The organism is Pseudoalteromonas sp. S1727 (assembly GCF_005886375.1).
Taxonomy (GTDB): Bacteria; Pseudomonadota; Gammaproteobacteria; order Enterobacterales; family Alteromonadaceae; genus Pseudoalteromonas; species Pseudoalteromonas haloplanktis.
This window is the reverse complement of sequence record NZ_PNDT01000011.1, coordinates 43,946-69,926: the sequence shown is the minus strand read 5'-3', so window position 1 is coordinate 69,926 and position 25,981 is coordinate 43,946. Positions and strand designations below refer to the sequence as shown.

The following is a 25,981-nucleotide window of genomic DNA, read 5'->3' as shown; positions in this document are numbered from 1 at the left end:
TTTAATTTATTTCTCCAATGGCGACTAATTTGCAAACTGCTTGCCCTAATTGTGACCTTATAATTGACATTCCACGGATAGTTGCAAAGCAAATGGCCGTCTGTCCACATTGCCATAGTAAACTCTGCGCAGCAAATATTAATTATGATAGTCGTATAGTCGCGCTCAGTATCAGTGCTTTACTTATGTTGTTAAGTAGCATGTTTTACCCATTTATTTCATTTAGTAGCAATGGTATAACCCAGACAATTACGCTACCCGATGCAGCAAGGATCCTATTTAACTACGACAGTGACTTATTAGGCCTATTTATTGATATCAGCATTATTGGTTTACCACTGCTGTTACTTCTTATTCTTATTCCTTTGCATTTAGGTGTTTTGAACGTATTGCCACACACAATTGCAAGACGCCTACTTAAGTTTACGTTAGCGCTGGAACCATGGATCATGTCTGAGATATTTTTAATTGGCGTCTTAGTCAGTATGGTAAAGATTATGTCACTTGCGGACATCAGTTTTGGGGTTAGCTTTTGGGCGTATGTCGCATTTGTGATCCTCTATATTGGCGCATTAGCACATTTAAATAGAGCACGTTTATGGGATCAAATTCAACCGCAAGCAAGAATTGCTACGGCCAAACTATCATATCGTGCAATAGATAACGATATTCGCGCTTGCCACGTGTGTCATCAACTTAGTGAAGGTGAATATTGTTCGCGCTGTAATAGCAAAACCCACGTCCGTAACCCTCACAGCGTGCAAAAAGCCGCAGCTTGGTTATTAACCTCTGTCGCCTGCTATATCCCTGCTAATCTATTTCCTATTATGTACACCACCAGCCTTGGGGATGAATCTCCCTCAACATTGATTGGTGGGGTAGTTGTGTTATGGCAAGCGGGTTCTTATCCCATCGCGGTGATTATTTTTCTAGCCAGTGTGGTTGTACCTTTAGCTAAAGCGCTGATTTTAAGTTTTTTATGCTTTTTGGTGAGTAAACCCGCCAACCCCCAAACTAAAGGCTATACAAAAGTTTATCAATTAACTGAATTTATTGGTAAATGGTCCATGATCGATGTATTTGTTGTAGCAATTCTAGTAGCCTTAGTACAATTAGGAAACTTAATGTCAGTGACTCCAGGTATAGGCACTGTATTTTTTACCATCATGGTGATTTGCCAAATGTTGGCAGCACACGCGTTTGATCCTCGGCTATTATGGGACTCTCCAAGCAATGATCACAAACCATAAATTTAGAGAAACAGCATGAGTGAAACCGCCAATATAAAAAAAGAACCAGTTATTTCAGCTATTTGGATAATCCCAGTTATAGCTTTACTGGTTGGCGCATGGATGCTTTATCAATATCAAGCAAACAAAGGGGCTACGATATTTATTTCAATGCCTCACGCCGAAAGCATTATTGCAGGTAAAACAGAAATAAAAGTACGCAGTGTAAAAATAGGCCAAGTTGATCATGTTCGACTCTCTGATGATAAAAATAGCGTAATAGCCCGTGCCCAAATAGACAAGCACTATGATGGCTTACTGACCGAAGACGCTAATATTTGGGTTGTTAAACCACGTATTGATGAAACGGGGATCAGTGGCATGAGTACTTTACTTTCAGGGGTGTATTTAGAGTTTTCCCCGGGCGAGAGTACTAAAACAAAAGAGCACTTTGAACTCCAAGAAGAGCCTGCTTTAATAGGTAAAGACGTAAAAGGTGGGCGTTTTACTTTACTGAGTTACGATGCTGAAGTAATGGATGTCGGCACCGGCATCTTTTTTAAGAACTATAAAATTGGACAGGTCGAAACGGCAACATTTGATTGGCAAAACCAAGCCATGAAGTACGGTATTTTCGTCAACGAACCTTATCAAAACCTGATCACTTTAAATTCTATTTTTTGGGTTAATTCAGGTGTTGAGATTGATTTATCTGCCGATGGCATTAATGTCAAAACTGGCTCATTAAGCAAACTCTTAAAAGGGGGCATTTCTGTGGGCTTGCCTGATCAGCAGTCGCCAGGAGAGTATGCCCAAGAAGGCCATAACTTCTCCCTAAGTAATAGTTACAAAGATGCCCTTGAAGAGCGTTTTTATGATTTTGATTATTACTTAATTGAGTTTGAACAGTCTATCCGGGGGTTACGTGCCGGTGCACCAGTAGAATACCGTGGCATGCGAGTAGGTACTGTGGTTGAAGCCCCTGCCAATGTGATTATAGATGGTAAACCTGCTCACTTTAGAACCGATAGTACCGCTGTGCCTGCCCTGATCAAAATAGAGTATGGCCGTATGTATCATGACAGCGTATCCGCAAAACAGTTTTGGCAAAGTAGTGTCGATGGCTGGATACAAAATGGCTTACGTGCTTCTTTAAAACCAGGCAATTTACTCACCGGTGCGGTGTATGTTGATTTTGATATTTATCATGATGCACCGACAGCAAAACTAGAAACGCTTTCGCAATATCAAGTATTCCCGAGTATTTCCAGCGGAATTACAGTACTTGCCGATCAAGTTTCAGATGTATTAAATAAAGTAAATAATTTAAAAATTGAAGACAGCTTAGCACAAATTGAATCCGCATTTGCTGATTATCAAGCTCTAGCCAATGAAATGCGTACGTTATTAAGCCAACAAGATACACAAAATTTACCCGGCGATATTAATCGTAATTTTGCTGAGATGACCAAAAGCATGCAGCAATTTGATGTCACCATGAAACAATTTGAAAAAACCATGGCCAGTTACCAGCAAGGATCTTCGTTTCATCATCAATTACAACAAACGTTGTCTGAATTTAAACGTTTAAGCGAAGAATTACAGCCTCTTACCCGTGGCTTGAATGAGCAACCGAATATGTTTATTTTTGATAAATCACTGCCTGCTGATCCTACCCCGAGGAAACAATAATGCACATGCTTTTACGACCTAAAATTTTTGCTGTTATCGGGATACTATTTTTATCTGGCTGTAGTCAGTCGCTTAATGCGCCAGTTGAATATTATCAATTTGAGCAAACCATACAACCAATGCAACGTAGCTCAATCGACACCGTCGCTCAATTGCGTGTCAGCACTGTCAGTTTGCGCGGTGCATTGAACAACCGTGGCATTGCTATGAAGCTAGACAATAACCAAATGAACGCTGCAAATTATCATCTCTGGAGTGAAGCTCCGGATCAAATGCTGACCGCCAGTGCTCATCAAACGCTTTTTACCGCTCTTGATAATTGGATGGTGGTAAAAGGGTTACCTGTTATCACCGATAAAGATCAGCAAAGTTATTATGAGCTAGAATATGAGCTTCATCATTTTAATGGCGATAAGCAAGGAAATGCCGATATTTCTGGGTTGTGGCGTTTATATTACACGTCGTTTGAAAAAGGCCGTTCATTGCAAGCAATCCATTACTTTAGTGAAGTTAGCCCATTAATTGATGATGACTATGAAGGTTTGGTCGCCAGTTTAGAATTAAACTGGCAAAAGGTTAATGAGCATGTCGCCACGACGCTGAGTTCACTTATTCACAAATAAACACCACCAAAGCAGTGCCATTATTATTCAGCACTGCTTTGCCTCATACTGAAAAGCTCAGTTTATTTAACAAACAATATAACGATGGTAGCAGAGTATACAAGGATCTAAACGTTGTGTTTGCATATCGCACTTTCCTGCTAATGATAGCCAACGTCAGAGCAAATTAAAATGCGGCACTATCAACTGTGCCAGTATAGTTCAAACAAGCAGCCACTCTGTGTTGTTGCACTGGCGAAAGTTCTGTAAACGCGCAGTAACGGTACGCTAAGTGTTCATCGCTCAAGGTGATCAACGCATCTTTTAATAATTTAACTCGAAATATAAATGCGTGAGAATTAAAAGCGCTATGGTAATAAATACCTGTTAAATGCTCTATTACTATTTCACAACCGAGCTCTTCTTGGCACTCACGTATCAATGCCTGATGTACTGTTTCGCCCATATCTAAGGCACCACCAGGTAATCCCCATCCTTGCTCACCGTAGCTTGCCTTTAACAGTAAAATATCACCACTGTCGTTAGTGATCACCGCATGTGCGCTCAGGCGATAAAAATCAGTAAATGACATGATTCCCTCGGTTTCAACTAATAAAAAGCCCCGCAATTGCGAGGCTATATCAGCTATTACTCATGATTAATCTTTACTACTTGCTTACCAGTAAAGCCACCATCAATTTGCCTATTAAGCGCCTTTGAAATGCTCTTAGTGCTGAATTCAACATCACTGATCTGTGGAATTTTAATATTGCCGCTGGCTAAATTATCAAGCAATAAATTACCCATAAAACTCATTCTTTGCTGGGCGCATAAACTATTGGCAAGCCAAGCACCGCCTAAAGAGACTATGCCTATGTTTGGTGCTCGTCGATACATTAGCTCTTGCTCAAATTTAGGTAACGGATTTAAACAGGCAATACGTCCACAAAAGCGCATTAATTCAACATTTCTAACGGTGGTTTCTCCGCCAATAGAATCAAGTACGGCGTCAAAACCTTGTGGCCCAAGTTCTTTACGAATTTTATCGCTAAGTTTCTTATCGGTGTAATCAAAGACAACATCCGCGCCAAGTTGCTTAACCAGTTTATGATTACGTTTACTCGCGGTTGTAAAAACCGTTGCACCGCGTTGCTTTGCAAATTGAATCGCAAATTGACCCACAGCGCCAGCCCCCGCTTCAATTAAGATAGAATCACCTTCTGTTAATTGCAGCTTATCTAAAGCAACTAATGCCGACATACCTGCACATGGTAACGTTGCGGCATCCTTTAAATTCACTTCGTCAGGCACTTGAGATACAGCAAAATTAGGGACTTTTGCATATTGAGATAACACCCCTTGCTCACCAATATTACCATGCCACATGACCCGTGCACCAACGCTTGGAAAAACGCCTTTGCTTGCTTTTACTACCACGCCAACTGCATCAAGGCCCAGAATATGTGGATACTCCCATTTACAAAACCCCTGTTTTGCAAAGCAAGCATCGACTGGGTTTAGCGCCACATATTCAACTTTTATCAGTAGCTCGTTATCGACAACGTCAGGCACAGGTAATTCAAGCTCAGATAACTCTATCTGTTCATTAGGTTCAAGTAACGCAATCGCACGCATTGTGGCGGGGATTGTTGATAAAAGATCAGTATGTGGCATTAAAAACTCAATTTAGCTTAATTAACTAACGCATAACTCCAACGTCCATTAAATACTTGGTAAGTATCGACTTTAGCAAGTAATGATGAAATCGTTGAGTCAATTGCATTTTCCTGCGCTATTAAAACATCCTGTCGCGCATCTAACAACTCTAAGTAAGGGATTTGTCCTTCTTGATACATGGCTTGCGCTTGTAAAAAGGCATTATTAGCAAACTCATAACGTGCTTTGGCATAGCCTTGTTGTTGAGTTTGTTTGACTAATAGCTGCAATGAAAGTTCACTTTGCGTCAGGGCATTTAACACCACTTGTTGGTATTGGCTATAAGCGGCTTCACTTAAGTATTGTTGAGCATCACGTTGTGCAAGTAACGCAGGGTAACTTAGCAAGGACCACTCGATCTGAGGCGACACTTGCCATTGTTGTACGGTATTAGAGAGTTGATTGTTGCCTATACTCACTACGCCTGCAAATGCCGTTAAACTAATATCAGGCAGCAAGGCTTTACTCGCAGCCACACTTAATGAATTAGCTTTGCTAAACTCAAATAACGCTTGGCTAATATCAGGTCGCAAAGCAATCGCATCACTGGGCGTTGCCAAACTCACAGTAAACGCATGTTCGAATAGACTTTGCTCATCAACTAAACTTAAATCGCCTGGTAGTTGCCCTGTTAATGTTGCCAGCGTCGCTAAATCACGAAATTGCGCATATTCAATTTCTGGCAACAGTGCCTGCTGTTGCTTTAATTGTGCCAAGGTTCGATTTAAATCCAGCTCATTTGCCACACCTTCTTCAACCCGTGCTCTAAGCACAGCAATACTTTGCTGTAATGCTTCAATTTGTAACTCAATGATCTGCTGTTTTTGTTTATTACCTTGCAAACTCACAAACCCTTTAACCACAGAGGCAACCACTTCAATATGCAACGCTCGTAACTGCTCGGCTTGGCTCATCGCCCCTGCGTTAGCAGCATCAACAAGCGCGGTGATCTTACCAAATAAATCTAGCTGCCAATCAAGGTTTATGTTAGCGGCTGATTCTCGGCTGTACAGATCACCAATACGTGTGCGCGTAGCGTCAACAGCCACTCCTCCTTGCGGTAAGTACTGAGCTTTTTGCCCACCTAAACGAGCAAGTGCACTTTTTAGCTGTAATTGGCTGGTGCGTAAATCATGGTTATTAGTGCGCGCACTAATAACCAAGTTATTTAACTGACTCGAGTTTAATTGTTGCCACCAGTTAAGCTCATCTTGACCTTGTAACTGCTCAGCTATTTGCGTTTGTGCGATAAATTCTTGCAGTTGCGTTTGATACTGCTGCTCATCAATTTTGCTCGCGCAACCAGTTAATAGACCCGCAACAACAAGAGCGGTTAATTTATACTTCCTCATTACTTTGCTCCTGTGTAATTACTTTACGCGTTTTGGTGACTAAGATATAAAAAACCGGTGTAAATAATAAGCCAAACACGGTTACTCCAATCATCCCAGAGAACACGGCATTTCCCATCGCATGGCGCATTTCAGCACCGGCTCCCGTTGCTAATACTAAAGGGATAACACCCGCAGTAAACGCAATTGACGTCATTAAAATAGGGCGTAAACGCATCCGACACGCCTCTAAAATGGCATCAAAATGACTCAACCCATGATTATTTTTATCCCGCGCAAATTCCACCATCAATATGGCATTTTTAGAGGCCAACGCCACCAACACAATTAAGGCTATTTGAGTGAAAATGTTATTGTCTGAACCCACTAACCACACGCCCATTAAGGCTGAAAATATAGTCATTGGGACGATTAAAATAATCGCCAGTGGCAAACGTAAGCTTTCATATTGTGCTGCCAGTACCATAAACACGAGTAACACTACTAATGGGAAAACATACACCATAGTATTACCGGCAAGGATTTGCTGAAAGGTTACTTCAGTCCATTCATACTCAATACCGCTTGGTAAATTATCAGCCAAAATACGTTCAATCGCTTGTTGTGCTTGATCTGAGCTGTAACCTGGCGCTGGACTGCCATTGAGTTCTGCACTTGGGTAACCATTGTAGTGCATCACTCTATCGGGACCGGTGCTTGGTGTAGCTGTTAACACCGAACCTAACGGCACCATATTGCCTTGGTTATTACGTACTTTTAGATTCAAAATTTGCTCTGGATCAAGACGATAATCCGCATCTGCTTGCGCATTTACTTGGTAAGTACGGCCGAATAAATTGAAATCATTCACGTACATTGAACCTAAATACACTTGCAGCGCATTAAATACTTCATCCAACGGAATACCTTGGATCAACGCTTGTTCACGGTCGATATCAATATCCATTTGCGGCACTTGTATTCTAAAGCTTGAATAAAGCCCCATTAACGCGGGATCTTGCTGCGCTTTGCCAATCACTGTTTGTAAGCTGTTAAATAGTGTTTCAAAGCCCTTATTTCCGCGGTCTTCTAGTTGCAGTTTAAAACCACCCGTAGTGCCTAAGCCTTGAATTGGTGGCGGCGGGAATACCGCAACAAATGCTTCATCGATTGCACTAAAACGTTGATTCAATTGTGCCGCAATCGCCATTGCTGACATACTTGGATCACTGCGTTCACTAAATGCTTCCAGTGGTGTAAACACAATGCCGCTATTAGGGCTATTGGTAAAACCATTGACGGATAAACCAGGAAAAGCAACAGTATTAGCAACACCCGGTACTTGCAGTGCAATCTCTTGCATTTGTTTAACCACATCTTGGGTACGCTCTAAACTGGCCGCATCAGGTAACTGGGCAATAGCGACGAGGTATTGTTTATCTTGCGCCGGAATAAAGCCACCAGGCACCGCATCAAACAATTTAATTGTGCCGCCAAGTAATACCACATAAGCCACCATCACAATGGCGGTCATGCGCATTAATTTTTGCACCAACTTTTGGTATCCCTTTGCACCACGGTCAAATACACGGTTAAAAGGCGCAAATAGCCAACGGCCAAATAAACGATTCAATAAGCGTGTTAGTGCATCCGGTTTAGCATCATGACTTTTTAATAACAGTGCCGATAATGCCGGTGATAAAGTCAATGAATTGCAGGCTGAAATAACCGTTGAAATAGTAATCGTTAAAGCAAACTGCTTATAAAACTGCCCCGAAAGACCGGTAATAAATGCGGTAGGAATGAACACTGCGCAAAGCACTAAAGCAATCGCAATAATGGGCCCTGTCACTTCTGTCATCGCTACACGGGTGGCTTCCAACGGTGATAACCCTTGTTCAATATTTCGTTCTACGTTTTCGACCACCACGATGGCATCATCAACCACAATACCAATGGCCAATACTAAACCAAATAACGACAGTGTATTAATCGATACACCTAACCATTGCATCACCGCAAAAGTACCAATCAGTGACACTGGCACCGCTATCAAAGGAATAATCGACGCACGCCACGTTTGTAGAAATAGCACGACCACGATAACGACCAACACAATTGCTTCGAGCAACGTAGTGATGACGGCATCAATTGAACCTCGCACAAATACAGTCGGATCATAAACAATGTCGTACTCAACCCCGCTTGGGAAATCTTTTGATAAACGCGCCATGGTTTCACGTACTTGATCAGAAAGCTCAATTGCATTAGAACCGGGACGTTGAAATATCGGCATTGCCAAGGCTGGTTGATTATCCAGCTCAGCTCTGAGTGAATAGGTATTTTGGCCAAGATCAACACGTGCAACATCGCTTAAACGCGTTAATTGGCCTTGCTCACCCACTTTAATGATCACCTGCTGAAACTCTTCAACGCTATTTAAGCGCCCTTTTACATTCAACAGTATTTGAAATTGACTATCCGTTGCCGCAGGTTGCGCGCCTAAACTGCCCGCTGCTACTTGCTGGTTTTGCGCGCGAAGAGCCGTGACCACATCCATTGCCGTTAACTCTCGTGCCGCTAAGGCATCTGGGTTTAACCACACACGCATGGAATATTGGCCGCCGCCAAATAACTGCACATCACCCACACCACTTAAGCGCGCAATTTGGTCTTTAATATACAGATCAGCATAGTTTGATAAGTACGCGGTATCGTGCGTTTTTTCAGGTGAATATAAATGCACTACCATGGTTAAATCTGGTGATGACTTTTCTGCCACTACACCTAAGCGCTGTACTTCTTGCGGTAAACGCGGCAAAGCACTATTTACACGGTTTTGCACTTGTACTTGAGCACGATCGAGATCTGTACCAAGTGCAAATGTCACTGTCAGCGTCATACGGCCGTCACTGGTCGCTTGTGAAAACATATACAACATGTTTTCAGCGCCATTGATCTCTTGCTCTAATGGTGTTGCAACGGTTTGCGCAATCACGGTCGGGTTTGCACCAGGGTAATTAGCGGTAACCACTACTGTAGGTGGTACAACTTCTGGGTACTCACTGACAGGCAACTGAAATAACGATATCGCACCGGCAATTAAAATCACCAATGACAGCATGGCTGCAAATATCGGTCGTTGAATAAAAAAGTGTGAAAATTTCATTATTCGTCCTACTTCTTAGCCATCAGGGTGTGCTGCGCGGTTGGCGATAATGTAAAAGCCACACCTTCGGTGTCTAAAGTCACTGTATTTGGTGCGATAGGCATGCCAGGACCCACGCGTGCTGGCCCATTAACAGCAATGACATCGCCAGCTTTTAAGCCAGCGGTCACAGCACGAAAACTGCCATATCTCTCGCCAGTTGTAACAAGCTTATATTCAAGGATATTGCCTTCACCGACAGTCAGTACAAAGCGGTTTTTTAGATCAGTCCCAATGGCTTTATCAGGCACGATCACTTGTTCGGTAATATCATTTGCTGCTAATTTGATCCGCGCAAATGACCCTGCTCGTAATCCTGTATTTTCATCAAATCGAGCTCGGACACGAAGCGTGCCTGTTGCTGCATTAATTTGGTTATCAATGAAATCGATATAACCGGTGTGCGCAAATGTACTTTGCCCCACTTTCTGCATCACCACTTGTTGATGATCTGCTGCAGCTACCTGTGAAAATGAGTGATTCCAAGTACGCTCATCAACATCAAAGTAAGCGTACATAGTCTGGTTTGAGACAATTGAAGTCAGCACACTTTGTCCCGCCAACACGTTATTACCTTTGGTAATGTTAGCGCGGGAGATCACACCATCAATTGGTGAACGGATATCTGTAAACTCTAAATCTAAATTAGCCGCAATAAGCTGTGCTTTTAAGGCCGCAAGCTGTGCTTCTCGTTGCTGTAACATTGAAGTACGTGATTCGGCTTGCTCTGTCGAAATCGCTTTACGCTCGGTTAATCGTACAGCTCTTTTAGCTTCACTTTGCGCTTGTGATAATGCGGCCTCTGCACTGACTACTTGTGCTTCTAAACTTGCCACTACTGCCGCATAAGGACGAGCATCCAGTTTAAACAATAAATCACCTTGCTTTACAGTATCACCTTCATTAAACGCAATTTGCTCAATAACACCTGCCACACGTGGCATAAGAGACACTTCTTCGGGCGCTTCTAAACGCGTGGTATAGGTATGCCAGTTTTGCACTGGCTTCACTAAAACTTCAGCAACATCAATTGGCTGAAGATGTTGTTGGTTACTTTGCTGGGCTGGTTCTTCAGCACAGCCACTAAGAGCAAGTGATGCCCCTAAAACGGCTATGGCTATTAAGTGTTTGTTCATGACGACGCTCCTTTTTATATGTTTTTTCATATTACGGAACAAACATGTGGACAAAAACCGTAGATTTTTAAATTCATTAATGCCAATATGGCATCAATTAAATTTTAGTGAGTAGCCAATGGACACCACGAGTCGTTTATTAATGTTGTTAGAAGTGGTCGAGCGCGGTTCATTTGCCAAAGCAGCAGAAACCCGCAATATTGATCGCTCCGTGATCTCAAAACAAATAAGCCGCCTTGAAGATGATCTAGGCGTACGCTTACTTAATCGCACCACCCGCTCTTTTTCATTGACCGCCGCAGGCGCTGAAATGGTGAAAAAAGCCGCTGAACTGCGGCAATTACTTGGCGAAACCGTTCGTTTAGCAGAGAATTATCACCAAGAGCCACGAGGCGTATTAAAAATAACCTCTTCAACAATCATTGGCAGACGCTACCTGCAGCCCGTTATTAATGATTTTCAAAAACGCTTCCCGCAAGTGGAAGTCGAGTTACGGCTTGATGATAAGTTAGTTGATTTGGTGTCTGAAGGGTTTGATTTAGCGTTTCGGGTCGGTGAACCAAAAGACTCATCACTGATCGCACGTAAAATTGCCCGCAATAGGTTGCTGTTATTAGCTGCTCCGGAGTTTATTAACACGTATGGGCTACCATCTAAAATAACAGATTTAGCTGATTTACCCGCAGCAAGTTATTCAAGCACCGCGTTACGCGTTGAAGGAATTCGTTATGTGGATCAATATGGGCTGCCGCAAGAGCAAAAAATTAAAAGTGTATTTAGAGCCAATGATGCAGAAGTACTGCTCGACAAAACCCTTTCCGGCACGACCTACGTGCTGGCACCGGCATTTATTATTGGTGATGAAATAAAACAGGGGCGTTTAGTGCCGTTGTTAACCGACATCAAACTACAAGAGTACAGTGCTATGTATGCGGTTTACCCTCACCGTGATTTACCAGTAAGAACACGGTTATTCTTTGATGCTATCCGAGAGCACTTGGGTAAAGACACTCCACTGTGGGAAAATAATATTCCAGAATTTGCACAGATGTATCAAGGTAATTAAGAAACTTGCTCTAAATTTGTTGAATAGTGTATTTGCTCAGCAGATACGTTATTTCTGCCACCTTTTTTAGCTTGGTAAAGTTGCTTGTCTGTTGCTTTGAGCTGCTGTTTTAACGTATCGTTATTGCGATACGCCGCTAAGCCAATACTAGCGGTTAAACGGATCTCTCGGTCACCAACATTAATCACGCAGTCTTGTAAGGTCACTCTTATCTTTTCAGCAAGTTGATAACTTTCTTGTTGACTAGAATTGGGAATAAACAGCGCAAACTCCTCTCCCCCAACTCTGAAAACTCGTCCTTTATTGACTACCTCCTTGAGAATACTCGCCACCTTAACTAACACTTGGTCACCTACATCATGACCAAACTGATCATTCACTTTTTTAAAGTAGTCAAGATCAAGCAGCATAGTAAACAAGTTGGTTTTATTTTCTAGCTCCACTTCAAAGTAGTGATTCATTGCTAAGCGATTACCGGTTTTTGTCAACGGATCATACAAAGCAAGGTTTTCTAAGCGTTGTGCAAATTGCGCGCGACTGGCTTCAAAAATGTGTGCAATAACCCAGATCCCAACATAGCTAAAACTCATATTTAAACTTAAGTTAAGATCTGAAAATGGCGCGAGGGAGGGTTTACTTATAAATACGCTAGTTTGCACACATGCTAATAAAAGCGATAAATAAAAACCATGCTTGCAGCCTAATAATAAGTAGTAAAGAACTGGTAACGTGAAGGACCAAACGAATAAACCATTCTTCATCGCGGCTAAATAGGTGCCCAATGTGACTAACAGCGTAATGCATAAACATAACACTAACGGTTGCCATGTATGGATTTTGCGTGTACGAGCATAATGAAAAGTGTAAAAACAATAAACAGCAAAAATTCCTTCTAAAACTCCTAATGGATAGAAGTCATTCACAAAAAGGTTAAAATAGGTAAAAATACTCGCTAAAATTCCAAAACAAAAGCATACCCACTTTAGTAGGTTTTCACGTAGTACTTTAACGCTATCAATCGCTGCGATATCCATTCGAAAAACTTAAATTTAATAGGTAACAAAAAAGTTAGTCTAACGGTTAATTTACAGAGTACAAGCACTATTTATGTTTAATAAAGCAGGCGCTAATCATCGGCAATTAATTGATCAATATCTTTTAGCATATCGGCAAATTCATCGTTAGCATGCTTAAGCTGTTGCGCTGTCATCGTCGCTCTTAAATTAATTAAAAGTTGCACATAGCGCTTTGAGTTGTTGGTGTCTAATTGTATCAGCTCGTCGCTCATAAACGCTTCACGCTCAGTGATCACTTCAGCTAATTGGCTAATAAACTGCTCACGACTCAGTTGCGGATCAAAAAATACCTGCTTAAGCTTATCCAATCGGGTTTGCTTATAACTATGCCATAACAAAAATGTACTCTGGAATTCACTGTTTGCTTTGCTGATCAAAGCCTCTTGCTGATCATCAATAGAGCCTAGCCAATCTTTGTAGGTATCTAACTGACGTTCAAGGCGATCTTGGGCACGTTCTGAGGCTGTTTGTTCATTGAACTCTGCAATATCATCTGCCATATCTTGTGCTATAGCATCAACAAATTCCTGTCGCTGTTGCAGTGATAAAGTGAGGGCAAGCTCGATCAAATCATCTTTAACGTACAAGACCAATGTTTGCCAATGCTGCTTAGCGCCTTGAAAATGGGATAGCAATGCCTGCTCTGATGGGGTATCGGTTAGTAATTTTTGTAATGACATTAAATCCTGACGATAAAGTGGCAGTTGAGTTTTACGATGCCAATCTCGGCTTTGTTTAATTATTGCTTTAGCCTGTTTACTTTGCTGTTTTGATAAATCGACATAATCATCAATCCAAAACGCCGAGAGCCAACCTATATTATTGTAGGTAAAGGTTGCAGAGCAACCTGATAAGATTATTAACAGCGCGCCAACTACTGCTACTCTGCATTTTAAAATAATAGTTGCTCTAGACATTTTTTATTTTCTTATACAATTAATAGCCCTACGTTAATCAACTTATTCGTCGCTGTAAATAAATGACTAGAAATAAAACTAAACAAATAGAAATAATTATCATTTAGTTGTTGACACCCGGTTAAATCAAAGTAATAATCGTTCGCATCAACACAGAATAACCCAACTCTTTAAGCCTTCGCTTATTGTAAGGCATGGGAACGTACCGACCTCAGTGCCCTAGGGAAGATCACCAGCAAGGATGCTGGACCCTTATACCCAAGATGCAGAATTCATATCTTGGCTTGGGTGTATTAACGTTGTTGATGAAGCCTGTGCTGCTTCAATGAAACACTTTACTCGACCCAAAGTGCTTTATAACAAACACACTTACTTGCTACATTGCTCATATCGGTGACGGTTGATATGAACCCAAAAAGCCCCGCTGGGGCTTTTTTTATTCCTTTAAATTTTCTATAAAATCTGTATCTTATGTGCATTCTTTATCATTTATAGTGCGAAGCTGGGCAATTGTGGTTGTAAGAACTAAAATTAAACAGTAACAAACTGATTGGAGGTATTGTCATGTGGCAGCCTAAGTTAAATATATTGTTGATGGTCGGTGCACTTAGCATCAGTGGTATTGCTCATGCAGGGCTTGAAGAAGGGATCCTCGCCGCCAATGAAGGGCAATTTGAAGAGGCTCTAAAGGAGTTTCGTTATCTGGCAGATAAAGGCTATGCACCGGGTATATATGAACTTGGCCAACTCTATGAAGGTGGTTTTGGGGTAACCCGTGACTATCATAAGGCCGCTGAGCTTTACCAACAAGGCGTTAAAAAACAGCATGTTGATTCTATGTTTGCATTAGCAGTGCTGTATCAAGAAGGTAAAGGCGTAAAACTTGATAAACAAATGTCAGTTAAGCTCTTTAAACAAGCCGCTGAAAAAAATATGCCTGCGGCACAGTTTAATTTAGGTGTTATGTATGCCAATGGTGATGGCGTTGCCCAGGATTATAAAGAAGCTATGCGCTGGTATGAAAAAGCCGCTGGTAATAATTATACTCTGGCACAATTTAATATGGCGCTAATGTATTTTGAAGGTCATGGGGTCGAAAAAAATATAGAAAAGTCATATATATGGAATACGGTTGCTGAATACAACGGTAATTTAGATGCAAGCCATAGTCGCAAGTTAGATGAACGTAAACTGATGCCAGCGCAAATCACTGCGGCCAAAGAAAAAGCCGATGTCTTGTATGAAAAAATTCTTGCTGGCCTCTATGCTGGCGAAGGCAGGATGTTTTAACAACAGATAATGAAGCTTCCAAGCTGTACTTAGCCCTTCACGGGCGTAAGTACAGCCATTTTAAAGCTTTCATCAACAGTTTATTCTGCGACAGCAGTAAATTTAATTTAGGGTTAAATCCACCCGTTTTTAAAGTATTACGGGCATGACTAAAAGTTAAAAAGCCTTCTCTACCATGATAGTTCCCCATCCCTGATGGACCCAAACCACCAAATGGCGCATCGTCAGCGGTCACTTGCATTAATGTATCATTAATTGCGAATGTACCACTTTGAGTGTGTTGCTGAATATGTGCATTGATTTGCCTATTTTGCCCCATTATATATAAAGCAAGTGGTTGAGGGCGTTGATTTATATAATCAATTGCGTGGCTTAATTGCTGGTAAGTAACAATCGCAAGAATGGGCCCGAACAACTCCTCCTGCATTAACTTCATCTGGTCGTTAACGTCCGTAACAATGTGTAGGCCTAACCTATGTTTGTGCGCATCGCTTTGATTTTCTTCCAATGGTTTGATTATTTGTGCCCCGTGCTGCTGCGCATCCGCTAATAAATCTGTTAAACGTGCGAAATGATGGTCATTAATAACTGACGTTAAGTTTTTACCTTCCACGCCTAATTTATAATGCTTTTTATATAAACCACACAGGCTTTTCACTAATTGATGCTGTAACTTCTCAGGCACTAAAACATAATCTGGTGCAACACAAATTTGCCCTGCATTGGTCATTTTACCAAAGAGAATTGCTTTAGCCGCTTTATCTATATCGACTTGATCAGTAATAACAACTGGGGATTTTCCGCCTAATTCAAGCGTTACAGGTGTAAGATTGTTACTTGCAGCTGCCATAATGTGTCGACCGACAGCTGTTGAACCAGTAAAAAATAGGTGCGCAAAAGGTAAATGACTAAACTGCTGGCTTAATTGTGCTTCCCCTTCGATTACAGCACAGTAGTCACTGAGTTCACCACTAAATAACTTTTTAAGCACTTGATTAGTATGCGGTGTAAATTCACTGACTTTTAACAATACCCGATTGCCTGCAGCAATCGCGGTGCTCACTGGTACAACCGCTAGTTGAATAGGATAATTCCATGGCGAAATAATTCCAACCACACCTTTAGGTTGGTAGCTAACTGCAACTTTTGAAGGGGCTAAACTCAGTCCGGCTTTACGAGGCGACTCTTTCGCCCATTTAGGCAAGTGTGTAATTGTATGGCTGATTGTTTTGGTAGTGGGTAAAATGTCGCCCAACACAGTATCAAAAGCAGTACGATAGCCAAAGTCTTTTGAGCTTGCAGCAACAAATTCGGCTTCTAGTGTCAATAACGCCCGTTTTAGGGATTTTAATAACTGGATACGCTTTGCGATTGTTAAATAAGGCTGCTCATCAAAATGCCGCTGCATTTCATCAAACTGCGTTTTTAACTCGCTCGTGGAGGCTGTAACAGTGTCAGACAAACGCATACTCATAAACTAAGTCAATGTATACGCACTATAACTGTGTTTCTTAAAAGGGGCAAATATTGGCTGGGTGATAAAGAGCGCTATTTACAGAACAATAGCGCTCTGGCTGGGTAAACTCCAATAATTTAGCTAAAGCTAAAAATTAAATACCAATGCTGCCAAGGTCATCGTCACTAAGGTGATCAACACAATGGCTATTAAGTTCAGTACAAAGCCTGCTTTGATCATATCGCGTATTTGTATTTGTCCAGAGCCAAATACAATCGCATTAGGGGGAGTAGCAACAGGCATCATAAACGCACAGCTACACGCAATCGCTGCGGGAATAACCCAGACTAATGGTGTTCCCGTCACAGATTCAGCAACAGGTCCCAGCAAAGGTAAAAACCCTGCAGCTGTAGCCGTATTACTGGTGATCTCAGTTAAAAAAGTAATTAAAGTAGCAATCGCAAGTACACTCAGTACTAATGGAATAGCACTAGCCCCTTCAATCAAGTGGGCGATGTACTCAGCCAAGCCCGAAGATTTAATTTGTGCAGCCAGTGTTAAACCGCCACCAAATAATAATAATACGCCCCAAGGTACACCAGCAGCGCTTTGCCAATCTAAAATACGTTCATCGCTGCCTTTATTAGCGGGTAGTACAAATAACAATAACGCAGCAGCAATAGCAATACCGGTATCTGATATTTTCAACCCAGTAAAATCAGCGATCAATGGTCTGAAAATCCAACAAATTGCTGCGAATAAAAACACCCACAACACGCCTTTTTCTGCGCGCTGCATAATACCCAACTCCTTGAGCTGCGAGCTAAACAGTGATTTAGTATCCACTTTTTTTGCATTCTTGGCTTGCTCATCCACTTTATAGGCAAACTTAGTCAGCCATATCCAACAAATGAGCAACATAGTCAGTGACAACGGCACACCCACCATCATCCACTGGGCAAAGCCAATTTCAATTTGATAGCTATCAGACAGATAGGCTGCCATTAATGCATTTGGCGGAGTGCCTATCAGGGTTGCAATACCACCGATACTGGCGCCGTAGGCAATCGATAATAGCAACGCTTTACCAAAACCATTATTATTTGGGTTAGATTTTTGTACTAAATGCGTGATAGACAACGCAATCGGTAACATCATGACTGCCGTTGCGGTGTTTGACATCCACATCGACAAAAATGCGGTAACTAACATCATCGCCAAAATCTGTAAACTCGGTTTAGAGCCTGCATACAACATAGTGCGCAGCGCAATACGTTTATGTAAGCCCCACCGCTCCATTGCGATGGAAATTAAAAAACCACCTAAAAACAAAAATATCAGTGGATGAGCATAAGGCGCAGCGACACTTTTTATCGCCGCGATATCAGCCAAGGGTGAAAACACCAATGGCAATAGTGCAGTAGCAGGAATTGGCACCACTTCACTAACCCACCATGATGCCATCCAAAACGCGAGTCCAGCCGTACGCAGTGCAGCAACACTCATACCGGCAGGTGGATCAATTAAACACGTTAGCAACATCACTACAGGGCCCAACAGTAACATAGCAGCTTGCAGTATAGGGTTTTTATCTGGGTTGTTCGCGGTTATTGAATTACTCATATATCACCTCTTAAAACTTGTACTTTAGGCCAAGTGCCAGACTGCTATCGGATTTAGTGTCTAAATCAAGATCACTATAAAATAAATAGCCCGTTGTTTGTTTATCGAAAAGATAATCAACACCTGCAGTCCATTGTTGGCCGGTCTTAGTACCGATATGATGAATTCCCGACTCATCTCTAACAAACTGCACTTTTGGCAGCCATTTATCTAGTTTATAACTAGCACTAAGTACATAGCCATTACCTGATTTATCACCTAATTCAGCGGTTTCACTACGTTGAATGATTGCGCCTAATTGTACGTTGTCGAGCAGCCATGCTGCAGCGATACGAGTAGCAGTAATGTTATTGAGTGAGTCAACATGGCTTAGTGCAAGGTAATAATGTTCATTTTTTAAATTACGATCCCCGTACATAACTGTGGCAGCAAAGCCATCCTTGCCACTAATGCGGTCATCTTTGGGCGCATAAGTTAATGATAATTGCGCACCAGCAAAAGATTTCGAGGTATACGTAATAGTATCGCCAATTCGCGCTTGGCCTGGCAGTAACTGTGCAATATCGGCTTGGGTTTCATTAAAGTTGTCAATTTTCCCTTCTGAGTATTTAAAACGCGTATCGTTACGACCAATCACCACTTCACCAAAACTACCCGCTAAACCTAAGTAGGTGTTTCGTGCGCGAAAAGGGTCCCCTAAATCATCGTTTTCAAAGCCTTTAACTTGCACTTCATATTTGAAAACCACGTTAAGAGAATCACTCAGGCCATGCTTTCCTTTGATACCAATCCGCGAAAAAGGCGCATCAATTTGTGTGCCTTCTTTTGCAAAACGCATGGTGCCATTATCTGTTTTTGCTATTTGCACTTCGGCTTTGCCATAAATATCGTATTCAACGGCGTGCGCTGTATGCGCAAAGCTTATAACAGCGAGGGCGCATGCAGCAGATACAGAGGTCAGTTTTTTATCTGTTTTTATCATTGTGTGCTCTTATTATTAGGATTGTTTGTTGTTCCTAGTAATAAAGGCAAGTTTGCTGCCAAACTTGGAATTTTGATATAAACTGATTAAATTCAATATATTAAAATTTTAAACTATTTCAAAGGCGATTAAAGTGTGCGGAAATCCACACACTTAAAAACCAGCTTTGTCACTCATTCCACCCATGCTAATCAATAAACATATCGCGGTTAAGTGCATATTTACTCATTTTGTCATACAAGGTTTTACGCGCTATCTGTAACGTATTCATGGTATCTTTAATACTGCCTTGATGACGTTCAAGCGCTTCTTCTATTAAAGATTGCTCATAAAAGCTCACTTTTTCCGCCAAGCTCAAATCCTGCGATAAATCATTACCATTACTTAGGCTGGTACTAGGAAACGCTAATTCAACACCGAGTAACACAGCACGCTCTGCTTGGTTTCTTAGCTCTCGAACATTACCTGGCCACTGATAGCTTAATAGCCGCTGTAATATATCACTGCTTAATGGCGCAGGGGGTTTATGAAAGCGCGTTGCCGCAATTGAGCTAAAGTGTTTGAATAATAATGGAATATCAGCTTTTCTATCGCGCAATGCAGGAATGCTCACTTTGACCAAATTGAGTCGATAATATAAATCTGCACGAAAATCGCCTTTTTCAACCAACGCCAATAAATCAATTTTCGTTGCTGCAACAATCCGAATATCTAAATCAATGGCAATATTCGCCCCCACAGGGGTGACTTTGCGCTCTTCTAACACGCGTAGTAATTTAACTTGTAAAGAGGCAGGTGTGCTTTCTATTTCATCTAAAAAAACCGTGCCACCTTGCGCAAACTCAAATTTACCTTGGCGACTTTGCGTAGCCCCCGTGTACGCTCCACTTGCTGCGCCGAACAGCTCGCTTTCTATTAGTTGCTCGGGCACCGCGCCGCAGTTAATTGCCACAAAGTTACAATTTGAGCGACTACTTTGATCGTGTAAAAAACGCGCCACTAACTCTTTACCTGTGCCAGTTTCACCTTCAATCATCACATCCGCGGGGGTATCGATCACCGCATTGAGCAAATGCATCATTTGCTGCATTTGCACGGTTTCCCCAAGAATACGTACACCCGGTGCCGAGGTTTTTTCAACTGCAAGTTTTAACGCCCGGTTCTCCATGACTAAAGCTCGCTTTTCACATGCCCTTGCAATGCAATCGAGCAACTGCTCATTAAGCGGTTTTTCAAATAAATCATAAGCGCCTAACTGCATCGCTTTAACAGCAACGGTGACATCAGCAAAGCCGGTTAAAAAAATCACCGGCAGCTCACTATCAAAGGCTTTGACTTGCTCTAAAAAGGTTAGCCCATCCATTTTTGGCATATTAATATCACTGAGTACCACGCCATTAAAACGACGATTAAGTTTTGATAAAGCACTGAGTGGATCACTAAAACACTGTACCTGATAGCCTTCTAACGTCAGCAATTGGTTAAGTGAATCACGGATCATCTGCTCATCGTCAATGACAAAAACCTGTTTACAGTCAATTGCTAGGGTATTCATAACGCTCCTTTGGTATTGGCTAATGTGATAATAAATTGCGCGCCACCATGTGGGCGATTGTGTGCAGTTAAACAACCATTAAAAGAATTAATTATTTGCTTTGAAATAGATAAACCCAAACCCAGACCATTGCTTGACTTAGTACTATAAAAAGGCTCAAAAATTGTCCCTAAGGCATGCTGTTCAATGCCAGGACCTGTATCTAGAATCGAAAGCTTTACACGCCCCTCAAATTGTTCTATTTCAAAACTAAGCTCACGCTCAGGGCTTTGTGCCATTGCATGACTGGCATTAGTGATCAAGTTGACTAGTACTTGCTCAAACTTAACCCCATCAACCCACACCTTTATTGAGTCTGCAATCTGCGCATCTTTAACGCTAACATCATCGTGTTTAAGCTGGGGTGAGGCAATCACCATGGCATTTTTTAAAAGCTGTGCAAGAATTTGCTCCCTTAGTTGGGTTTGCGCAGGCTTACTAAAGTGTTTTAATTGGCCAACGATTTTATGCACGCGTTCGATCAGTGATTGCACAATTACTATATTTTCAGCAGCTTGTGTTACATCACCTTTTATAATTAAGCGCTTTGCACTAACTAAATAGGTGCTCATGGCACTCAATGGCTGATTTATTTCATGATTAATACCGGCGCTCAACTGACCTATGGTTGCCAGCTTTGCAGATTGAACTAACGCAGTTTGCGCTTTCTCAAGTGCTTGTGTGCGTTCAATAACTTCTTGCTCAAGGCTATGGCGCGAATAAAGTAGCTTTTTGTAACCAGCAAAACGAGCCATTAGAGCATAAAAACCCAATAATACAGAAACATAGATCACGGTTATCCAAACAAGCCGCGGGAATTGTGCAATATTCACTAAAGACATATCCACCAGCACCGTCATCTGTGCTTTAAGGCGATGAATTGCAGCCGTTGCAGGCACATATTTACTTCGCTTATTAGCTTCACTTATCTGTAGTACAGGAACCCCCTGACTATTGCGTTGCTGTGCATCGATCACCTTAGGCATGTAATCTAAATAATGGCGGCTGCGAGTGAAGTACTGCTGTTGGGCTGCATCAATTGGCTGCATTGTATTTAGCCGCCATGATTGAATGTCTGACATTGCAATAACATTATCGGCTAAACTTAAATAAAAATGGCTCGACTGTGAGTTATTCAGTAATTGTCGATCACTCTCAAACTTCGACACATTTACTTTTAACACCACCACACCAATTACCTTATTGCCATGATGAATTGGCTCTGAAAAATAAATTCCTCGTTCGTTTGAGCGAAGTCCCAAAGCAAAATACGCGACTTTCTTACCTGCCAAGGCTTGATAAAAGTACGGTCGAAATGCAAAGTTATTGCCAATATAAGTGTAATCCAACTGCCAGTTGCTAGAGGCGACTACATCTCCTGCATTGTTGAGCACATAAACATCTGACGCGCCACTGGCTTGTTGAATATCAGCCAAGTAATTATTAATCGGTTGTACAGCTTGATTATCAGCATCTAAATTCATGTCACTAATAAACGCTGTGAGTAACTGGTTATCAGTCACTAAATGGGGGATCGCAGCAAAGCGAGTAAGCTCTGTCTCAAGGTAGTGGCTTAGTTGGTTAACCTGGCGCTGTGCTTGTTGTTGTGCTTGTGTTAAATCATAGTGTCTGCCAAATAAAAAACTGACTAATAACAACACGATTAAAATGGCAACGGCCAATACTATTTTTCGAGGAACATGCAGCATGAGCCACCAAAAGGCGTATTGCTACGCCTTAATAATTTAAAATTTGACTTGGTAGTGTACCGAGTATTCACTGCCGACACCAGCAACAGCACCATCGGCCATTCTGGGATCAAATACATTATAGTGTTTATTTAATACGTTATGAGCTTTAAAGCTAAGTTGGCTACTCGTTGAAAATTGCCAACTGAGAACTGTGCCAAGCAGCAAATACGCTGGCTGCTTAAAACTAAGAGTATTCGGGGTAGCTTGTACATTCACCTCGTCACGCCAAACACCATTAACACTTAACAACCATTGCTCATATTGATAATTAGCGATAATACTGGCAAAACGTTTAAAGGTGGGCTGCATAGGGGTGTCAAAATACTGGGTGTAAGTCGCTTCTAATGAAAAATCGCCGTTTAAGCGCAGCATACTATCGAGCTCAAGTCCCCGGTTTGTGTCATCAAGCTGATTTGCAAAGGTAAATTGAGTATTGTCTGCAGTCAACGGCACAAGATTTATAAACTCGTTTAATTGGTTGTAAAACAGCACTGAATTAATATGCCAATCTTGGTGCTCGTAACGCCACACCAACTCCGTGGTTTTTACATATTCTGATTTTAAGTTTGGATTACCAAGTGTCACATCATCATTAGAATACAACTCATTCGTTACAGGCGTGCGAAATGACTCGCCATATTGCAATTTTAACGTATGTGCTAAAGCGGGTTTGTAGATTGCAGCGATACGGGGGGATAAGTTACTGTCGATGTCTTTAACGTCATCAAAACGTGCCCCTAAAAACAAGCTAAATTGCTCGGAGTAAGGTACTTTCACTTGCCCATAAATACTGCGGGTTTCAAAAGTCGACTGTAATTGCTGAAATGGTGCATACTCTTTAATAGTAACAATACCACCTTGGTAAAATGGATCGGCTGCTATTATTGCCCCGCTGTTGGCATCATAATAATTAGTACGGACATCGGCTTGCTGCTGCTTTGCATGGCTATATTCCAACCCCGAATTAAATAACCAACCATTATCAAACTCATGACTGGCGTCGAGATTAATCGTCAAGTCACTGGTCTGCCATGCAGGGCCAATAAATGAGTCATAACTTGCCTGTGGCAGACTCTCTACTGGCGCAATTAACCCTGCACTTTGTATTTGATGCTGGGTATAAGCAACTTTACTTGAAAACATACTTGTATCAGTAGCAAGCCAATCATAGCTTAGGGAGATAAATGCATTTTCACTTTTGTGCTGGTTATCCTCAGAGTAGCCACCTAGGTTTAAAAAATCATTCAACTCAACTTGATTATAGCGCCCTCTCACAGCAAGCTTTTCAATATCAAGCCCAGCTTCTAGATAAATGGATTGCAGTGGATCTTTGACCCCTTGCGGGTAGCGCTCGCCGCTTTTACTATTATAAGCACCATTAGCAAAAAGATGTGTTTGCTCATTAACTTGATGACTAAGCGAAAATGCAGTACTTGCTTGGCCTACATTACCCACCGCCACAGATAGTTCATTGTCTTGGCTTTTAGTGATAATGTTCATCACCCCTAAAAATGCATTACTGCCGTAGAGCGCAGAACCAGGACCACGAATAAACTCTACCTTATCAATCACTTCAACAGGAATAAACGGCATATAAACAGACGCTTTCCCAAATGAAGATTCATTCAAGCGCTCACCATTGATCATCACTAAGATATTACCGCTATCAAGGTAGACACCACGGGCATGATCTTTTGGCACTGCACCAACCCAATCACCACGAGTGGATTGCATCCCAGGCACAAAATTCATCAGTTCAAAGGCATTATTAACGCCAAGCAGCGCTATTTTTTTACGATTAAATACAGTGATTGTTGAAGGGGCTGAGGCGAGTGTTTCTAAGGTTTTTGAGGCGATATCGACGTGAACCTCAAGTAAGTCTTCAAAGCTCAATGTAAACAAGTCATCCGCTTGGGTTTCCGTTGCCAGTATGGGGGTTGTGTAAATACACAAAAAAAGACATACCGTTTGCTTTAAAGTCATTACGCCGTTTTACACCTATATTTTTTATTATTAAAGCTACATTTTAAATAACGTAGCATTTACAATATTAATACAAATGTGAGACGGCGCGAGCTTTTTCTAATAATTTTATAAATTTAAGCTGTTGCAGTCGCTTGCTTCGCTTTTAAATATTTATATAAACCAATTAACGAAGCTGCAATCCAAAATATTTCAATCACAAAACTTGCTAAATTAAAGTTATAACAAAGACTTATAAGCAATAGAATAGCACCTGACAAGTTCATCATATTATATACTAGCCCTGTTGGTGTGGCCTTACCTAGTTGCAGCATAAAAAACGCGCCAACCACTAAAAACGTACCAGTCATACCAACAATATCAAATAAAAGTGCAATCACGGGTGTCCCCTATCCTTTTTAATCATACCCAAAACACTGGCCCATTCCATGGGGAGGGTTGTTTTCAATCATTGAAACAGCAAACCGAGTAAGTTTAGCAGGGTATAAAAATAGCCACAGGATAAATGTCCGCTATTAGGGGATCATTTAAATGTAACTTTGCCGCCGATCATTTTATACGCAGGGGCGCCGTGGATGATTGTTTCACGAGCGAAGGGGCGTTCGCATTGTGGGCAAATACAAGGGGTTGAGGTTAAGTCTTGACTGATGCGTTCGATAAAACATTTAACTAAAGCCCCCTTGCCACCTTTACGGTATTTGAATAACTGGGCTTTACATTGACTGCAAAAAATATCGACGGTTTTGCTGGGGCCTTTTTTATTCGGTTTTGCCATTATTTAGTTACTTCTACTACAAACACGCTAGCCAGTAGGATAACAGTTTATGGCCATAGACCCAAAATCAAGCCCATTAAGGTAAATTGCAAAATATGATAACCGCTATTGATCAAAAATAGTTTTAATGGCCGCTGTTCATAAATATAACTCATTCCCAAAGCGCTACTGATCCAACATACGCCAATAGCAAAGCCAACACCCACAGCCACCCCTAAATGCGGGTTAGGGCCTAAAAACAGTGATAAGCCAAATGCAATAAACAACGATAAAACAAAACCACCTCCAAAAACCCATTTCGGATCGGTTGCTTTTAAATCCAGCTCAGTTAAACCACACCCTTCTAGCCATGCTCTTTGAAATAGCCAAGGTGAATACCAAATGCCTCCTAACATAAAAGAGGACATACCTGCTAAAAATACCGCAGCAAAATCTAGTTGAGATAAATCCATAACGACTACTTATGCAAAAAATACATCGATAATTTCACTGTAGTTAATGAACGCCATTGCAGCAACTATCTAGCAATGAATACTGCAAGGCCTTACTAGGTA

21 protein-coding genes are annotated in these 25,981 nt (G+C 41.5%); 5 read left to right on the top strand and 16 right to left on the bottom strand.

Going from position 1 to position 25,981, the window contains the following annotated elements; translation table 11 throughout:
- Positions 1-29: 29 nt before the first annotated feature.
- Genes CWB85_RS03710 through CWB85_RS03700 form a run of 3 tightly spaced genes read left to right on the top strand, consistent with a single transcriptional unit; the run spans position 30 to position 3,544 of the window.
- On the top strand, positions 30-1,250 hold the full coding sequence (locus tag CWB85_RS03710) for a paraquat-inducible protein A (RefSeq protein ID WP_138554256.1): 1,221 nt from the start codon (positions 30-32) through the stop codon (positions 1,248-1,250).
- Between the two features lie 15 nt (positions 1,251-1,265).
- On the top strand, positions 1,266-2,921 hold the full coding sequence (gene pqiB / locus CWB85_RS03705) for an intermembrane transport protein PqiB (RefSeq protein WP_138554139.1): 1,656 nt from the start codon (positions 1,266-1,268) through the stop codon (positions 2,919-2,921).
- Complete coding sequence (locus CWB85_RS03700) at positions 2,921-3,544, top strand: PqiC family protein (RefSeq protein WP_016706786.1); 624 nt, start codon at positions 2,921-2,923, stop codon at positions 3,542-3,544. Before pqiB ends, CWB85_RS03700 begins: the two co-directional genes overlap by 1 nt.
- 166 nt (positions 3,545-3,710) lie before the next feature.
- On the opposite strand, the gene CWB85_RS03695 is transcribed toward CWB85_RS03700, so the two are convergent.
- From CWB85_RS03695 to CWB85_RS03675, 5 genes are read right to left on the bottom strand one after another with little or no spacing between them, the layout of a single operon-like run.
- Complete coding sequence (locus CWB85_RS03695; protein ID WP_016706787.1) at positions 3,711-4,115, bottom strand: NUDIX hydrolase; 405 nt, start codon at positions 4,113-4,115, stop codon at positions 3,711-3,713.
- A gap of 56 nt (positions 4,116-4,171) precedes the next feature.
- Positions 4,172-5,197 carry a zinc-binding dehydrogenase gene (locus CWB85_RS03690; protein WP_016706788.1) on the bottom strand — a complete coding sequence of 342 codons (1,026 nt, stop codon included), beginning with the start codon at positions 5,195-5,197 and terminating at the stop codon, positions 4,172-4,174.
- Positions 5,198-5,214: 17 nt separating this feature from the next.
- Positions 5,215-6,591, bottom strand: coding sequence for a TolC family protein (locus CWB85_RS03685; protein WP_138554138.1), 1,377 nt, complete (start codon positions 6,589-6,591; stop codon positions 5,215-5,217).
- Positions 6,578-9,739, bottom strand: coding sequence for an efflux RND transporter permease subunit (locus CWB85_RS03680; RefSeq protein ID WP_138554137.1), 3,162 nt, complete (start codon positions 9,737-9,739; stop codon positions 6,578-6,580). The genes CWB85_RS03685 and CWB85_RS03680 overlap by 14 nt, the downstream gene beginning before the upstream one ends.
- An 8-nt stretch (positions 9,740-9,747) precedes the next feature.
- The gene (locus CWB85_RS03675) at positions 9,748-10,914 is read right to left on the bottom strand and encodes an efflux RND transporter periplasmic adaptor subunit (protein WP_138554136.1); all 1,167 of its coding nucleotides are present in this window, start codon (positions 10,912-10,914) and stop codon (positions 9,748-9,750) included.
- Between the two features lie 118 nt (positions 10,915-11,032).
- Here CWB85_RS03675 and CWB85_RS03670 point away from each other — a divergent pair, with 118 nt between their 5' ends.
- Positions 11,033-11,980, top strand: coding sequence for a LysR family transcriptional regulator (locus CWB85_RS03670; protein ID WP_016706792.1), 948 nt, complete (start codon positions 11,033-11,035; stop codon positions 11,978-11,980).
- Here CWB85_RS03670 and CWB85_RS03665 read toward each other — a convergent pair.
- On the bottom strand, positions 11,977-13,014 hold the full coding sequence (locus CWB85_RS03665) for a GGDEF domain-containing protein (RefSeq protein ID WP_016706793.1): 1,038 nt from the start codon (positions 13,012-13,014) through the stop codon (positions 11,977-11,979). The genes CWB85_RS03670 and CWB85_RS03665 overlap by 4 nt on opposite strands.
- A 92-nt stretch (positions 13,015-13,106) precedes the next feature.
- The gene (locus CWB85_RS03660; RefSeq protein WP_138554135.1) at positions 13,107-13,973 is read right to left on the bottom strand and encodes a DUF6279 family lipoprotein; all 867 of its coding nucleotides are present in this window, start codon (positions 13,971-13,973) and stop codon (positions 13,107-13,109) included.
- A gap of 564 nt (positions 13,974-14,537) precedes the next feature.
- Between CWB85_RS03660 and CWB85_RS03655 the strand changes: the two genes are divergently transcribed.
- Positions 14,538-15,263, top strand: coding sequence for a tetratricopeptide repeat protein (locus CWB85_RS03655; RefSeq protein ID WP_138554134.1), 726 nt, complete (start codon positions 14,538-14,540; stop codon positions 15,261-15,263).
- A gap of 37 nt (positions 15,264-15,300) precedes the next feature.
- Here CWB85_RS03655 and CWB85_RS03650 read toward each other — a convergent pair whose 3' ends face one another.
- The 9 genes from CWB85_RS03650 to CWB85_RS03610 all read right to left on the bottom strand — a co-directional run bounded on the left by CWB85_RS03650 (position 15,301) and on the right by CWB85_RS03610 (position 25,879).
- Positions 15,301-16,731 (bottom strand): coniferyl aldehyde dehydrogenase, encoded by a 1,431-nt coding sequence (locus CWB85_RS03650; protein ID WP_171038988.1) that lies wholly within the window; start codon positions 16,729-16,731, stop codon positions 15,301-15,303.
- A 135-nt stretch (positions 16,732-16,866) separates the two neighbouring features.
- The gene (locus CWB85_RS03645; protein ID WP_138554132.1) at positions 16,867-18,342 is read right to left on the bottom strand and encodes an SLC13 family permease; all 1,476 of its coding nucleotides are present in this window, start codon (positions 18,340-18,342) and stop codon (positions 16,867-16,869) included.
- Positions 18,343-18,352: 10 nt separating this feature from the next.
- Positions 18,353-19,324, bottom strand: a complete 972-nt coding sequence (locus tag CWB85_RS03640; RefSeq protein ID WP_171038985.1) for a porin — start codon at positions 19,322-19,324, stop codon at positions 18,353-18,355.
- Positions 19,325-19,511: 187 nt separating this feature from the next.
- Complete coding sequence (locus CWB85_RS03635; RefSeq protein WP_138554131.1) at positions 19,512-20,879, bottom strand: sigma-54-dependent transcriptional regulator; 1,368 nt, start codon at positions 20,877-20,879, stop codon at positions 19,512-19,514.
- A complete protein-coding gene (locus CWB85_RS03630) occupies positions 20,876-22,627 on the bottom strand; it encodes a sensor histidine kinase (RefSeq protein ID WP_016706799.1) in 1,752 nt (583 codons plus the stop codon). Before CWB85_RS03630 ends, CWB85_RS03635 begins: the two co-directional genes overlap by 4 nt.
- Positions 22,628-22,663: 36 nt before the next feature.
- Positions 22,664-24,652: a TonB-dependent receptor plug domain-containing protein gene (locus tag CWB85_RS03625; protein WP_138554130.1), complete on the bottom strand. Its 1,989-nt coding sequence runs from the start codon at positions 24,650-24,652 to the stop codon at positions 22,664-22,666.
- A 116-nt stretch (positions 24,653-24,768) separates the two neighbouring features.
- Positions 24,769-25,032 (bottom strand): CBU_0592 family membrane protein, encoded by a 264-nt coding sequence (locus CWB85_RS03620; RefSeq protein ID WP_016706801.1) that lies wholly within the window; start codon positions 25,030-25,032, stop codon positions 24,769-24,771.
- A 143-nt stretch (positions 25,033-25,175) separates the two neighbouring features.
- Complete coding sequence (locus tag CWB85_RS03615; RefSeq protein WP_138554129.1) at positions 25,176-25,427, bottom strand: hypothetical protein; 252 nt, start codon at positions 25,425-25,427, stop codon at positions 25,176-25,178.
- 47 nt (positions 25,428-25,474) lie between these two features.
- Positions 25,475-25,879, bottom strand: a complete 405-nt coding sequence (locus CWB85_RS03610; RefSeq protein WP_016706803.1) for a DUF1761 domain-containing protein — start codon at positions 25,877-25,879, stop codon at positions 25,475-25,477.
- Positions 25,880-25,981 lie beyond the last annotated feature (102 nt).

What these genes read in the sequence shown, in the direction of transcription:
- pqiB (WP_138554139.1), top strand. Translation starts at nt 1,266, where the DNA reads ATGAGTGAAACCGCCAATATAAAAAAAGAACCAGTTATTTCAGCTATT.
- CWB85_RS03700 (WP_016706786.1), top strand. Translation starts at nt 2,921, where the DNA reads ATGCACATGCTTTTACGACCTAAAATTTTTGCTGTTATCGGGATACTA.
- CWB85_RS03695 (WP_016706787.1), bottom strand. Translation starts at nt 4,115, where the DNA reads ATGTCATTTACTGATTTTTATCGCCTGAGCGCACATGCGGTGATCACT.
- CWB85_RS03690 (WP_016706788.1), bottom strand. Translation starts at nt 5,197, where the DNA reads ATGCCACATACTGATCTTTTATCAACAATCCCCGCCACAATGCGTGCG.
- CWB85_RS03685 (WP_138554138.1), bottom strand. Translation starts at nt 6,591, where the DNA reads ATGAGGAAGTATAAATTAACCGCTCTTGTTGTTGCGGGTCTATTAACT.
- CWB85_RS03680 (WP_138554137.1), bottom strand. Translation starts at nt 9,739, where the DNA reads ATGAAATTTTCACACTTTTTTATTCAACGACCGATATTTGCAGCCATG.
- CWB85_RS03675 (WP_138554136.1), bottom strand. Translation starts at nt 10,914, where the DNA reads ATGAACAAACACTTAATAGCCATAGCCGTTTTAGGGGCATCACTTGCT.
- CWB85_RS03670 (WP_016706792.1), top strand. Translation starts at nt 11,033, where the DNA reads ATGGACACCACGAGTCGTTTATTAATGTTGTTAGAAGTGGTCGAGCGC.
- CWB85_RS03665 (WP_016706793.1), bottom strand. Translation starts at nt 13,014, where the DNA reads ATGGATATCGCAGCGATTGATAGCGTTAAAGTACTACGTGAAAACCTA.
- CWB85_RS03660 (WP_138554135.1), bottom strand. Translation starts at nt 13,973, where the DNA reads ATGTCTAGAGCAACTATTATTTTAAAATGCAGAGTAGCAGTAGTTGGC.
- CWB85_RS03655 (WP_138554134.1), top strand. Translation starts at nt 14,538, where the DNA reads ATGTGGCAGCCTAAGTTAAATATATTGTTGATGGTCGGTGCACTTAGC.
- CWB85_RS03650 (WP_171038988.1), bottom strand. Translation starts at nt 16,731, where the DNA reads ATGCGTTTGTCTGACACTGTTACAGCCTCCACGAGCGAGTTAAAAACG.
- CWB85_RS03645 (WP_138554132.1), bottom strand. Translation starts at nt 18,342, where the DNA reads ATGAGTAATTCAATAACCGCGAACAACCCAGATAAAAACCCTATACTG.
- CWB85_RS03640 (WP_171038985.1), bottom strand. Translation starts at nt 19,324, where the DNA reads ATGATAAAAACAGATAAAAAACTGACCTCTGTATCTGCTGCATGCGCC.
- CWB85_RS03635 (WP_138554131.1), bottom strand. Translation starts at nt 20,879, where the DNA reads ATGAATACCCTAGCAATTGACTGTAAACAGGTTTTTGTCATTGACGAT.
- CWB85_RS03630 (WP_016706799.1), bottom strand. Translation starts at nt 22,627, where the DNA reads ATGCTGCATGTTCCTCGAAAAATAGTATTGGCCGTTGCCATTTTAATC.
- CWB85_RS03625 (WP_138554130.1), bottom strand. Translation starts at nt 24,652, where the DNA reads ATGACTTTAAAGCAAACGGTATGTCTTTTTTTGTGTATTTACACAACC.
- CWB85_RS03615 (WP_138554129.1), bottom strand. Translation starts at nt 25,427, where the DNA reads ATGGCAAAACCGAATAAAAAAGGCCCCAGCAAAACCGTCGATATTTTT.
- CWB85_RS03610 (WP_016706803.1), bottom strand. Translation starts at nt 25,879, where the DNA reads ATGGATTTATCTCAACTAGATTTTGCTGCGGTATTTTTAGCAGGTATG.